The organism is Halobacteriovorax sp. HFRX-2_2 (genome assembly GCF_043196705.1).
In the GTDB taxonomy this organism is placed as follows: domain Bacteria; phylum Bdellovibrionota; class Bacteriovoracia; order Bacteriovoracales; family Bacteriovoracaceae; genus Halobacteriovorax_A.
Genome location: NZ_JBEBMT010000001.1, coordinates 188,043 through 201,840 on the forward strand (window position 1 = coordinate 188,043; position 13,798 = coordinate 201,840).

Annotated in this window: 6 protein-coding genes; all 6 read left to right on the top strand. The window is 36.8% G+C overall.

Annotated elements, in window-relative coordinates:
- Positions 1-2 precede the first annotated feature (2 nt).
- The 6 genes from ABMA79_RS00880 (at position 3) to ABMA79_RS00905 (ending at position 13,791) form a co-directional block, all read left to right on the top strand.
- Positions 3-5,162, top strand: coding sequence for a fibronectin type III domain-containing protein (locus tag ABMA79_RS00880; RefSeq protein ID WP_393089490.1), 5,160 nt, complete (start codon positions 3-5; stop codon positions 5,160-5,162).
- 15 nt (positions 5,163-5,177) lie between these two features.
- Positions 5,178-10,169, top strand: a complete 4,992-nt coding sequence (locus ABMA79_RS00885; RefSeq protein ID WP_393089493.1) for a fibronectin type III domain-containing protein — start codon at positions 5,178-5,180, stop codon at positions 10,167-10,169.
- 165 nt (positions 10,170-10,334) lie between these two features.
- Positions 10,335-11,747 carry a hypothetical protein gene (locus ABMA79_RS00890; RefSeq protein ID WP_393089496.1) on the top strand — a complete coding sequence of 471 codons (1,413 nt, stop codon included), beginning with the start codon at positions 10,335-10,337 and terminating at the stop codon, positions 11,745-11,747.
- A gap of 11 nt (positions 11,748-11,758) precedes the next feature.
- Complete coding sequence (locus ABMA79_RS00895; protein ID WP_393089498.1) at positions 11,759-12,301, top strand: hypothetical protein; 543 nt, start codon at positions 11,759-11,761, stop codon at positions 12,299-12,301.
- Complete coding sequence (locus tag ABMA79_RS00900) at positions 12,288-13,181, top strand: hypothetical protein (protein ID WP_393056565.1); 894 nt, start codon at positions 12,288-12,290, stop codon at positions 13,179-13,181. The genes ABMA79_RS00895 and ABMA79_RS00900 overlap by 14 nt, the downstream gene beginning before the upstream one ends.
- On the top strand, positions 13,171-13,791 hold the full coding sequence (locus ABMA79_RS00905; protein ID WP_392857255.1) for a hypothetical protein: 621 nt from the start codon (positions 13,171-13,173) through the stop codon (positions 13,789-13,791). Before ABMA79_RS00900 ends, ABMA79_RS00905 begins: the two co-directional genes overlap by 11 nt.
- Positions 13,792-13,798 lie beyond the last annotated feature (7 nt).

Below are 13,798 nucleotides of genomic sequence, written 5' to 3' on the forward strand. Positions count from 1 at the left end.
TTATGAAATTTTTATCAATTGTACTTAGTTTATTATTACTTGCCAGTTGTGTTGGAAAAGTAGAAGACGCTAATCTCGAAAATGCAAAAAATGCAGAGAGTGGAAGGCAGACTTTTCAATTTGCAGGTATTTCTAAAGTTATACCAATTTCAAATAATAAGGTTGAAGTTTACTTCTTTCCTGCTACTGGGCCGGCTTCAGAGCTAACATATCTTATTAAAGTAAATGACGCGACAATTCCTATTGAAGTTAAGGCGGACTCTTTGTCTGTAAATGACGAAGGGATGTATCGTTTTACGGTACGTAATTTAAATGTAAATACTGAATATACATTCTCTGTTGGTGTACGTGACGGTAGTACTGGTAGTCAAAGTGAGAATGATGCAACTTTATCGGCCAGAACATTTTCAAATTACACGGCCGACTTCGCAGGGGTATCAAGTGTCGAACCACTTGTTGGTGCTGCTGGACAAAATACTGTCCTTGTAAAATGGGTTCCGGCAGTGACTTTAGGGTCAACTTATAATCCAATGCCAAATGATCCAATTGCATATGAAGTTGCTTATATCGCTGCTGATGATGGAACAATTTCTGACTTATTCAATAATACACACCCAGCAATTCAAAGAGATCTAAAGCCTGGTGATATCACGGCATCAACTGGTGGCACAACTGAAAGAGAAAGACAAGTTACAGGATTAATGCCAGGTAAGCAGTATTATTTCAGAGTTAGATCAATTCATAAGAGTTATGGAGTTTATCAAGATACACAAGGCTATCGTTTTGAAGAAAATAATAAAATTGCTTCTGTTACGACTTTAGGTTCAGGTGGACTTTTTGATTGGGATACTCTCTCTCTTAGAGCGTCCACTCCAGACAAAAATTTAGGTCTAACTTCAATCGATTTAACTTGGACTCCTGCGGTAGGGCCATTTGAAAATTATAGAATTTATAATTATAAAATCGGTGAAGCAGAGGAAGATGTTGATCTTGTAAGAGCAAGAATTCCTGAAGAAATTGATGCTTCAATTATCGACCCATTAAACTTAGCTGGTGATTACCGCACAGCTGATGCCGATGAGTTTTCAAAAAGAGTAGGTAGTTTAGAGGAATATGATTACTACCTAACATTTGCAATTGCTTGTCGTACTCTAACTTGTGGTGATGGTGAGAGAATTATTGGAAAGCCAGTTTTCTATCGTGCCATACCAAAGCTAGCTGCATTTTCTGGTATTTTAGGAATTCAGAGTCCACAAGATATTAACAACCTTAATCAAATTACAATTAATTTTGATCCACCCGTTATTGAAACTGGTTTCTTAAACGGATTTGATATTTACTGCTATGAGGGTGAAAGTGATACAAGTCCGACACTTCTAAACTTTAATGTTGCAAATTCAAGTGGGAAAGCTTCATGTGATGGACTTATCAGACTAGATGATAATCCAGGAGATTATGCTGGATTTGGCTCGTATACAAGTGTGCGAATCCAAGGAAATTTCTTTGGAGCTGGGGATACTGTTGCTGATAAAGAGTATTGTTTTGCGGCCGTTCCTAGTGTTTCTGGAAATAACTTTTCTCTAAATGATGTTGAAAATGCGATCGTAAAATGTATTACACCAATTGTTAAGGTTCCAACAGTAGAGCAATTTCCTGGTGTTATTAATGCATGTAATACGGGTGCCGATTATATTACTGTTGGTTGGGATGCTCCGACTGGTGGTATTTATGACAAGTATGCTGTTTTCTATAAGGAAAAAGATGGGAAAGTATTTAAGTATACAGATGCCCTAGCAAATGACCCAGCCTACACTCGAGTTGATAATATTGTTGCGACAACTTATACGTATACAATTCCATCTCTTGTTCCTGGAAAAATTTATCAATTTGGTGTTCTTCCTTATATTGACGGTCCATCTCCGATTTATGCAGATATCAACACTGGACTAGGTGAGTGTAAGATTGAAGTACCTAAGCCAAGATTTGAGGAATGGGTTGATATTTTTGCTATTGGTCCAAAAGCAAATGGTATGGTTACGCCAACGGGACCTGATCGTAATAAAGATTATATTTTAGAAACATTAAATGCTAGTGGTCAACCAATTGAAGTTGAAGTTGATCCTTCAACACTTTCACCTACAACTGGTTTTGAAGATCAATTTGGTGTTGCAAATGGTAGTACACAATTCAGTGGTGTTTATGGGTCTAAAGATGGAGTAACAACTAACTCTCTTCATCAATATTCAAACTCTGGTATTATTCGTATTGCATGGAAAGATGTGACTTTTACAAGTGGAACGCTTTCAATGCAAACTTTCATTGATGCCTATGAGACTGGTATGCAGAAGAAAGATCATAAAATTGGATATCGTGTATACCGTTCTGATGATAATAAAATCACTTGGAAAGATATTACAAGTGGTGACTTCGATTACCAAACTCTGACGAATAAAGGTTTAATCCACCCAGCTGATTATACGGAAAGAAGTCGTACTAATGAAGTTCTTGAAACATATCGTGCCGTTATGTTTACTGACTACTCGGTAAAGCATATTCAGGCCGGAGATGACTTTAATCACGCTCGTGTTTACTACTATAAAGTAGTTCCTGTTTTTAGAGGAGTTGAGCTCGAGTATGAAAGAGAAACAACTAATCCTCAGCATATTATTAAGGTTGTTCTTCCTCCTGAAAATATGGCCCTTGTTCATAGGCTAATGGCCAATCGCCAACAATGTCGTGAACTTGGAAAAGTTCACTCAAAAGATATTAGTCAGAAATATACTTGTTCTTGGAATGGAGTTGGGGCCAGAGGTCTAACATCTCCATGGATTAAAGGCTCAACAGTTTATGACTTTGGCCCAAGTATGCTAATTGACCGTTTTGAATTAGGTTGTAATTTCACAAGAGGGGATTACGCTTATGAAAGAAGTAATTACTCCGGAACAATTCCTAATTTTACAGGTTCTAATGATCTAGGCTCTGGATTTAAGGGGTGCTTTAATGGAAACCCTCCGGGGTACACTTCTGGTGCTAATCACCCTAATACTGGAGAGTCTTATACTGATCGTAGCCAACTTCGTGTCGGTGATTGTTTTGGTGAAGATTCTGCTTCAATTGCAATTACAAGCACTGCATGTGGCGATCCTGATACTGCTGACCGTAGAAACTTCATCTCTCCTGGACTTAGTGGTGACTTTACTGATTGTACTGATCCGGCCAATATTGCGACAAATTTCTTTAACCCGTATGCTGGAAATGGAAGTTATGCTTCTTATAATGTGCAAAGTGAATTTGCGGCAGTTTACTATTCAAGAAATGCAGTTAAGAGTTATGAAGACCGTATTAGTCATGGTTACTATAGAGGAGCCGGTGGTGCTGCCCTTGCTGATGGTAATAACCTAAGAAATAAAAACTATCTTGGGCCATCTCGTTGTATGATTAATATTCCTGTTTCGGATTCAACTGACGGTGATAAGCTAAAGCCAAGATGGATCGCTGTTAATAATCTTTCAACACTTTCTCATGGAGTAGATGACGTCGACATTCTAGATATGTCGATGAATGATATCCTTACTAATAATAAGCTATTTGATTCTGGGATTAATGCAACTCCTAGTCCTGCTTATACTAATGTTGATGCATCACCACGCTACCGTGGAAATACAAAATTATCACGTGTTTTCTCTTCGAATGATTCAAAGCTTCCTCCTCTTACGGGGCTTAGCCAAACTCAGGCCAATCGTGTTTGTAATTCATATGAAGTAAAGATTGGAACATATGATGACGATGCAAATGAATTTAAGCAAATTGGGCCTGTAAGAGAAAAGAGACTTATGCGTCGCGGGGAAGGGATTACGGCAAGTCGTTATCCTAAAGACTTTGATGAAGCGGCCGTTGCAGAAGTTGAGACAGGAACAAGAAATGATGCTCCTGTAACAAGTGGTGTGAATTTTGATAATTCATGTAACGTCTATGATAGAGACGTTATTAGTGGAGCGGCTACTAATCAGCAAAGATCAGGAGATCGTTTAATGATTAATATGCCAGTTAATTATGAAGGGACTGTAACGACGCCACGTCGTGTACCATTCATTACTGGTTCAAGCTTCTATGATAACGGTGGGACGCAATTTACGACTCAAGCTTGTACATCTCGCTTTGGTGTCCAAGATATTATTGGAAATAAGGCCGAAATTTCATCAGAACAAATCTTTTGTGGTTTTGATAGTGAAAAGCTAATGCTTGGAGCAGGTCTTGCTTCAAACTCAGTTGAGGCTCCAAATGGTGCTTACTATATTAATACATTAATTTCTTGGGTTATGTCTGATACAGATACTGGCCGTTGTTCATTTGTTGAACCAGGTGGTGCAAGAGGTGGTAATTACCTTGTAAATGGTGCCTTTACACCTATCTTTGATATCTTCGGAAATGTGAATACAGGTGTTGCTGAGTCTGTAAATTCAATTGACCCAGGAAGTGTTAGTTACTTAAGAAATGGTGATGGTTTCTTCTTAGACTTTGGGCAAGATAACTTTGCACCGAAGCTATCAATTAACGATACGATGGCCCTTAAGTGGGACCAGGACGTTATTGATCGTGCACAGGATATCTCAACAGATCCACGTCGTGGTCGCTACTTTAACCCTATCCTAGGCTTACCACTAGAGTGTCAGGGAAGTCTGTGTTCAGAGAGTTTAGATAATATGTCGATTTCTCTTGATACTTTTGTAACGGACTTTAGTCTTGATCCATCGACAATGGATATTCCAAATTTCCCTGTTGGTGATAGTCAAATTTTCTCAGATGGGATGTCTGAAACTAGAATCAGTCGTAATGCATATATTTCTCCTGCAAGTAGAGAGTATTTCTATGACTTTATTGAATCAGTTGATCCGGCAACTGATACATATGCCACATATTCAAGTACTAACGGTGGAGCGTTAAAGTCTTCTCTTGATAATGATGGAACGGCGGTTGACTATGTAAGATGGAGTCTTTCTCGAGACACTCCTATCTATATGCTGAATTTTGGAGAATCGAATACAAAGAGTAGTGGACGTTACTCAGCAAAGTTTAATGCTAGAAACGATTACGAACAGATGAGAACTGAGTATTCAGCAGTTAGATGTGTAGTACGCATCGAAGATGAGTCTTATCAATAAAATAAGGTAGAATAAATGAAGAAGTACGTTTGGTTGATCTTATTCTTTTTTACAATAATCTCGTGTACCCCTGTCGAGAAGGCGGAGGAGACTGCTGAAATCTTAAATGATGGAGTCGATGGCACGGTAGAATTTTCAGTCGTTGGAAATCTCGATCGTGGTGAATTCCTTCTAGGCGGTCTTGGTGACGAAATTCTTATTAGAGTTAAGAATAATACTGGATATAACCTAAGTGATGCTCAATTACTTATTGATCAAGCTTCATCTGCAGGTGTTAAATTCTTTCCTGATGAAGCAGGGGAATCAGAAAGCCCTGGTTTTGGTGGAGATTGTGGCCTTATTATTGCCTCTAAAGCAACTTGTTATTATAAGTTGAGATATGAAGCACGTACTTCAGGAATCCACACGCAAGATCTTCAATTTAATTATAAGACCCTTATTGATAATTTCTCTCAATCAACACAGCTAAAATTCTTAACAGGTACTCCTGCATCATTAGTATTTGAAGAGGAGACGATTAATTATTCATTCGGTGTTGTTGAAAGAACAGAACCAAAAGTATTTTTTCAAAGACTTGTTGTTGTTAATACGGGTGAGTTAAGGGCCCGCAATATTACAATGACAAAGCTAGATAACACGACGTCAAATGCGATCAGCATCGTTTCAAATACATGTGGAACTGTACTCTTACAAAATGAAACTTGTGAACTTGTTGTTGAATTTGAGGCAAAGAACTATGGTGTTGGTGCACCAGATGGAAATGTTGATGTTGATTACAACTCAAATATAAGATTTGACTATGGCCGTGATCCTGAGGGTGGTATTAATGCTCTTAACGTTTACTTTGATGCCAAGTCAATTCGAATCGAAGGTGATATCCAAATCGGTGGTCTTCCCAACTTAAGTTTCGATGATCTCGTTGTTGGGAATATCGATACGCAAACATTAAAAGTTTCAAATAAGGGATATAAAGAATCGATTGTTCTAAGTGTTGACGTAAGAAATGCTTCAAATACACTTGTTGCACGTTGTTTAAGAGATGATAGTACTGGTGGTGATAATCTTGTCTGTCGAGATCCTGCAGGTGATTTAACAAGTAGTGCAAGTGATCTACCGCTGACAACAATTCCTTTTAAATTCTTTGATACTAGTAAGTGTTTTATTGATGTAAATGATTTTAACTATGTTCGTGGTGAAGATGGAAGAATTACAAATACAGCATTAAAACAAGTTGCTGGTAGAACGATTGCTGATCCAGGTGGTTCTTGTTTCTTTAACGTTACTTTTCATCCTAGTGTTCAGTTTGAAGCTGATGGAAATTTTAATAATTATCGTTTTAATGTTCGTTATGATTCGACTTGGAAAGATAATGTCGTTATTAAAAATGACCTAGACTCAGATGAGAATAATTACGTTGTTGAAGATGCTAATTACTTGGCCGCTGCAAAACTAAGCTTTGATGTAATTGAATATAAAAATGGAGTATATAATAATTTAGATACTGCTGATAATGATTTATTTGACTATGACTTAGGACGTATCTCTCTTATTGCAAACTCAAACTACAAAGAAAGACTTAGAATCAGAGTTAATAATAGTGGTTCAACTTTTGGAGAAGTTGTAAGTGTTACAGATGGTGCACAACCTACTGCAAATGTTATTACTGAAACAAGTTATAATATTAATAACTACTACCAAAATGTTAAAAATTCAGGATGTGGATTCCTGAATCCATATAATGGGCAATGTGATATCTTATTTGATCTAAACCCAATTGTATCAACAAATCCAGATAGTACAGCGGCAGAGAATGAAGAAAACTCAGCAATGTATGATGTACTTAATGCATATCCAGAACGTTATAAAATTTTCAGAATCAAATACAAAGATGGGACAACTTATAATGATGATATGTCTCCTCGTACTGATCGTGAAATAGAAATGAAGATGCGCGGCCTTCTTGTTAGAAAAGGTTTCCTAGCTTTCTCTGATTTTACAATGACCGAAGGGATTACTTTCGCACCTGTTACGGCCAATGAAACACGTTATTTCCATTTAAAATTAGAAAATGTTGGTACTGGTGGTATCACATATATTGATTTTAGTGCACCAGGTTTTTATCCAGGTGTTCCGTTTTTTGCACCTAGTCCAGGAATGCCATTATTTGGTGGTGAAATTGTTGATAACCCAAGTTCAGCACTTGTCGCAGGTGTTGATAAAGACTGTTATGACTTTATGGACTTTGGTGGAATGACGGGACCGGCTTCAACTCCTGCTGGTACAAATGCTCCTTCACTTCTTTCTCCTGGAGAAGTTTGTAGCCTAACAATTGAATTGGAAAAGTTATCAAATGATAAACGAGAAGATAGTTACTACAATACAAATGATCGTAGATGGCAACGTCATTTTTCTGCACCTCTAAATGGTTCGCATGCGCTTAGAGAATATACTAGTGGGATGATGATTCAAGACTTCTTCATTTTTGACTATTTTGATGGAGATGGTATTGCTGACGCTGCAACTGGATACACTCCTGACTTAGATGGCCATGGTGGATTTTATACAACTCAAGCTTATCCGATTGCTATCAATTCTAGAAGATCAGCTGCACTTGTCCCAGAAGGCGCCCAGCCAATGATTAGTGCAATTCTATGGCGTCAACAAGTTAATATTCCTTCTCATTCACCACAAGCAGGAGAATGGGGACAAAGCTTTGGAAGTTATACTATCCCTGCAATGTATCGTGATCTTGCAAAGGGAACGGCAGCTGAGCCAATCTCCTATGCTCCGACAAAGTCTATCAATAGAATTGCTCCATATCGTGATACAACTTATGATTATGTTTATTATGCAGGAACTTTCTATGCAGGAGAGACTGTAGCTCTTCCATTTCAGCTTTATAATGCTGGAGAAAGACAAGCTTCTTCGTTGGTTCAAATGTTAAATGGTGATAGTGAATTTGCTGTTACAACAATGCCTGGAACTGTTGGGCAAGCATCTCTGGCAAATATTGAATTAAGTTTTGCACCTGCAACACAAGGAACATTTCAGACTGAATTAGAAGTTCAATATAGAGATGGTTCTCAAACTCTAGTTGATCGCGATACTTATGCTTACACGGACAACATTAAATCACTACGTATTCTAGTGGTTGCTGAAGCTGTTCCAGCAAATACAGGTAGACTTTCATTGAAGTCTCAAAAGTATACAGTTGAATACGATGAGTTAACTTCTTCTCATACTGAAACACTAGACCCAGCACAAACGAATCACAACCTTGTGATGAATGGTTATGATGCTGCAACAACTGTTGGTGTTGAAGCCGTTAGAGGTTCAAATGTTTATGCAAAAACTCGCCTTGTTTTTACAAATGAAGGAACGACTACTGTAAATAATGTGAAATTTAACTTAAAGACATCACTTCTAGGTGCCATCCACGATAATAATGGGGCCGGTGTGGGATACTCTCTTGAGTCTGTTAATTGTGGAGCAACCTTAGCTCCCGGCGCTTCTTGTTTTGCTGATGTAAAACATAAGGCCAGTATCGCGGAATTACCGATAACAACTCGCTATGGTATTGTTTCTTATGATATTGGTACAGATCAGTATTATGCAGAATCATTTAGAATTCAATTTACAGCAGTCGATCCGGCCAAAGTAGCTGCCGGGAATTTAATCACAAATAATATTAGTGATGGTTCAGGTGGAACTATCCCAAATGCATACTTTATTGATATTGGAACTTACACGAATCCAGCTCACCCGATTCTTTCAGCTTATCCAAGTGGATCTTTGATTAAGAATATTAATTTAAATAATCCAAGTGATGAGAAAGCAAGTTTTCTAAAAGAGTATAGGGAATTCGTAGGTAATCAAAGTGCAACGATTCCAGCAGGGGACTTTCATACAATTTACAATCAAGGATTTATTCAGGTTGAATTAAATCGACCTTGTTTCTTTGGTGATGATGAAGGTGGTGCCCTTCCTGAAGAGGAATGGGGATTTAACGCAAATACAACGAGTACTTGTACAATGAGAGTGACATTCACTTTTGATGATACATACCTTGGGCAGTACGTAGATGAAAGTGAAAACTACGCCATTTTAAAATACTACGATAGTAAGAGGGCATCAGTTTCAACACTGCCAATTTATGTCAAAGGATTTATTGAACCGAATCGTTCAAATGCAATGACAAATGAAATTTTTAATGTTGAAACAGATGATACGGGAAGAGTTTATTTAGAATGGGTTGACTTTGCACCAATCAATAATGACTGGGGTCCAATCATTTCTTATCGTGTTTACTATAGTGAGTTTGAAAGTAGTTTAAGTGACCTTTACAACTCAACTGGTTTAACTTTTGTTGAAACAGCGGGAATGACTCCGAATGTTGAGATTACTGGACTTCTACAGAATCGATTCTATTACTTAAGAGTTGTTGCAGTTAGAGAAACTTCATCTGGTAAGCAGTATATTTCGATGCCTAATGGTTTCTCGACGAAAGAAGTAGTCGTTCCTGATGAGACTGCAATTTACGATTACTCGCGAGGGTTTATTATCGATAAATTTGCTCTACCTGAAGGATCTGGCTCGCCAACTTTCATTACAAAGTCTGAAGCGATTGAAAATTGTGAGGGTGCAACTCGTACAATTAGAAAAAGTGGTGCTAACAGAAGTAGAGCTAAAGAGCTTATTAACTTAAACGATTACTACTTAATTAATGCAGACGACACAAATAGTGATTATCCATTCTTTGCATTCCCACACTGGTTGGCCGATGCTCCTGAGGATATTGCACCATTATTTCCTGGCTTTAGTTGTGATTTAACAAATATGCACAATGAAGATGATAGCATTATGTTTATTAAGAGCTGTGATAATTGTACTTGTAATACCTTATCGAAAATTGTTGGAGGGGAAGACTTCCCACTCGATACAATTATTTATGCTTACGACGACTTTAGTGGTGCAGCTAGATGTCGTGTTTCACAAGATGATTTCTAATAATATTAAGTTTGTATTACCAACTAATATATAGTTAGGTAATGCAAACTTAATTTTTGTTTAAATCTTAACAAAATCTTTATGAAATTCTCAATAAATTCAGGTGTTTTAAGAGAATTTTGCCCTGTATTATTTAGTATTTAATTAACTTAGAATATTTATGTGATGAATACGTTTTACATTTATATTCTTACATTTTTTCTCTCATTTTCTTCAATTGCACAGGACGCTAAGGCCGTTCAAGTTGAAGGTAAGGACGCTGCTCAGGAAGAGGAGATTACTCCTTATATGATGATTAAAGTGACGCAGGCAAAGGGAATTGATAGGCGAGATCTTGCCTTAATTCGTAAGTCAGCAATGGAAATTGTGCTTGGAACTTCTTCATTTGAAATTTTAATGGGAGATAGTGCAGCAGCAATTTATCAAAATACTTTCGCACTTGATCTTTCGACTAAGAAAAACCGTAATAATTCATATGTTCTGGACTTTAAAATTTTGGATGTTCAAAATGGAAAGACGGTAACACAAGTTTTTAAAGATAATGTTCCTAGGAAGAGATTCCATTTAGAAGTAAGAAAGCTACTTTATGAACTATTCTATGGTGACGGTTCATCAAGCCTGAAGCCATCTAAGGAAGATCCTAAGAAAAAGAAAGCAAAGAAGAAGTTAAAGAATGAGATTGTTTCAGCAATCAATTCTCTCAATTCTCCACGAGTTAATGATACGAATGCTGTAAGCATTTTTTCTGTTGATGAGTCTCCTGTTGTCGAGGAGATTATCGTTGCTGGAGATATCAAAAAGATTAATAAAAAGAAAAAAGAAAAGAAGAAGGCCAAAAAGAAAGAAGAGAAAGTTAAAATTAGTAACTTCAAATCTCCTGATCTAGACCTCAGAATGAATGCTAAGCCTGAAAAGGTTGAGGCATCAACACTTACGCTAATTCCAGATAGCTTCTATGCAATTGGTTACTTAAAAGAGACAACATTAGCTTCAAATACACTTAATACAAGTGAAGTCGTTGATACAAGAACCAATCTTACAAGTGTGAATATTACGTATCTAAGTAATTACAAGGTAGAGGAGTGGCAAGAGTACTTCTCTGTTGGTGGTTCATTTTCAAATATTCTTAGTGAAAATCCTTATGGAATCTCTCCTCGTATGTCTGCTTACGGTGCTTATAATAAGCTTCTAATCGGTGATTCATTTTTTGCTTCAGTTGATGCTGAATATGAAAGCATAAGCTTTGCCAATATTAAAGATAGAGGGACGGGAATCACCGGATTCTCTAATAATATCTTTTGGTTTGGTTTTGGTTTTAAGTATATCAGTGAGCATTTTGCAAAGAAGACTGTTATTGAAGGCTTCTATAAGAAGGCTCTTATTGGTTCTTCTGACTTAAGTACGACAGGGGATTCAACGCCATTAGATGGTGATAAGTACGTGTTAGATTTCTCAGTGAATTTATATAAAAATTTTGGTCTTGGTGGATATGTTGAAGTTGTAAATCTCGCTTCAGCGGCAACGTCAGCTTTTGATACTTCTCACCAGATCTTTGGCGTAAGGCTAGTTTATAATTAGGAATAATTACTATGGATTTTAAGGACAAAATTGAAAGCCTATTTTCTTCTTCGGTACCTGAGGTAAAGCCTATTCAAGAGGAAACACTAATTTATTTTGGTGATAATCAAAGGCAACAGGTTAAAGATTTTTCAATTTTTAGTAAGTCTTTTAAGGATCAATGCTTAAAGGCCCTAAAAATCAAGAATGTTGAGATTAAGATCTTACAAAATTGTTTAGAGAAAGAGTTAATCAATGCATATCTTGTTCAAAAGTTATTAATTGATGAAATGAAGCTTTTAAAGAGAGTTGTAGGGGATATTACTGGGGTGAAGCTCTATGTAACACCTAGTTTTATGACGATTCAGCTTTGTGACATTGGAAATATCAGAACGTCGGTAAGTAATATGCAAAGTGATATCTTTGGTAGACGTGGACTTAAGAATCTTGTTGCAATTAGGCTCACTCGTAGCGCTAAGAAAACGAATTTAGTTTTAAAAGTTAAATATAAAAATATTGATGAAAAAGATTTTCTACAGTTTAGAAATCGTGAGGTATTAAATGAAGTTCTTTGATGTGGCAGATAACACAAACCAAAAGGTTGAATTAGATAAAACAGTTAAAAAGACTAAGGTCTTTAAGAACCTTCCAGGTATTGCTCTAGTTGTGATCGATGAAAACGACCAAGTAATCAAAGTTAATTCTGAATTCAGAAAAATGTTTAATAATGTAAACCTTAAAGGTGGAAATTGGGATGCTTTCTTTAAGAAAACATTTCGTAAAGAGAAGGGACTTGCTGATACAAGTAATCTTTTCAAGAATTGTAACGATATTCTAAATGACTATATCATTCACACATCGATGGATGAGTCGACAGGTTACCGCTATGGTTGGATTTACAAAATTCCTGTTGATGTTATGAATAAGGTCTCTCAAAAGAGAACGGCACTGATGGAGTCAAAAAAGCTAGATGCATATAATCTGATTGAAGATGAAGTGTTTGGTAAGAGACTTAGCTGGATTAATAACAATCTGACATTATCAGATTTTCAATATGCTGATGATTGCATTCTTTACTCAAATAATAATGAAGCAAAGATGCTACTAAGAGACTTTGTTGAGCTACTATACGGTGTTTTAAATATGAAGACAGAAGAGTCTCATTGTGCAGTTGAGTTCTCTAGAGGGAAAAACGGGTTACAAATTACTGGTGTTTTCTCTAGCTTTAACTTCTCGGATGGTGACTTTCAGTCAAATATTAGTTGGCATGGAAGAAAGATGCGTCTGAATGATATTTGTAAGGTGATGGAGTCACGCTTACCAGATCTTTATACTTCTCTCTATGTTAAGAACTTTAGAGCAGATCATCAGTCAAAACTAAAAATAACTTTGAATGTAAATGATATCGACGGCGTTCGATGGCATGTTTCAAAAGGGACTGTAGGTGGCCTTTAAAAAGCTATTGATTCTTGGGCTACTAAGTTCAAGTCTCTTTGCAAACGAAACATTTTATAACTCTGCTAGTATCTCACTAGGGATGATGAATTACTCTGTAACTCCTAATGAAAGTACTCTTCAAAATACTGATGGTACTTCAACAGGTGATGAGACTGCCGATGCAGCAGCTGCTGCGGTATCTGCAATTTCAATTCAGGTAAATTGGGAATTCAAATCAGAGTTAAAGAAAAGTTACTATATTAGTGGTGTTCTTCCAATGATGTCAGCAGAGGGGACGGGTGTTTACTCAACTGTTGTTGGAATGAATTGGTACTTTGGCGATATTGGTACGAAGTACACATACACAAGTAATGGCCAAAATCTAACGATCACACCAACAAGTAAGTATTACTGGGGTGCTTTTGTAGGCCCTGGTTACGTTATTTATAATACTGATTCTGCTAAATACTCAGATATTTTCTTTGATTTAGGGGTAAACCTAGGCGCTGGTTGGCGTTGGGGTAAAAATAGAACAATTAAAGCTGAAGCGGCAGTTAGTCGTGCAACAGGAATTAAAACAACTGGAATTAAAATGGGGGTATTTGTAGGTATTAGCCAATATCTATAAATAATTT

Bases quoted from the DNA above. Each gene is read 5' to 3' on its own strand.
- ABMA79_RS00880 (WP_393089490.1), top strand. From the start codon at position 3: ATGAAATTTTTATCAATTGTACTTAGTTTATTATTACTTGCCAGTTGT.
- ABMA79_RS00885 (WP_393089493.1), top strand. From the start codon at position 5,178: ATGAAGAAGTACGTTTGGTTGATCTTATTCTTTTTTACAATAATCTCG.
- ABMA79_RS00890 (WP_393089496.1), top strand. From the start codon at position 10,335: ATGAATACGTTTTACATTTATATTCTTACATTTTTTCTCTCATTTTCT.
- ABMA79_RS00895 (WP_393089498.1), top strand. From the start codon at position 11,759: ATGGATTTTAAGGACAAAATTGAAAGCCTATTTTCTTCTTCGGTACCT.
- ABMA79_RS00900 (WP_393056565.1), top strand. From the start codon at position 12,288: ATGAAGTTCTTTGATGTGGCAGATAACACAAACCAAAAGGTTGAATTA.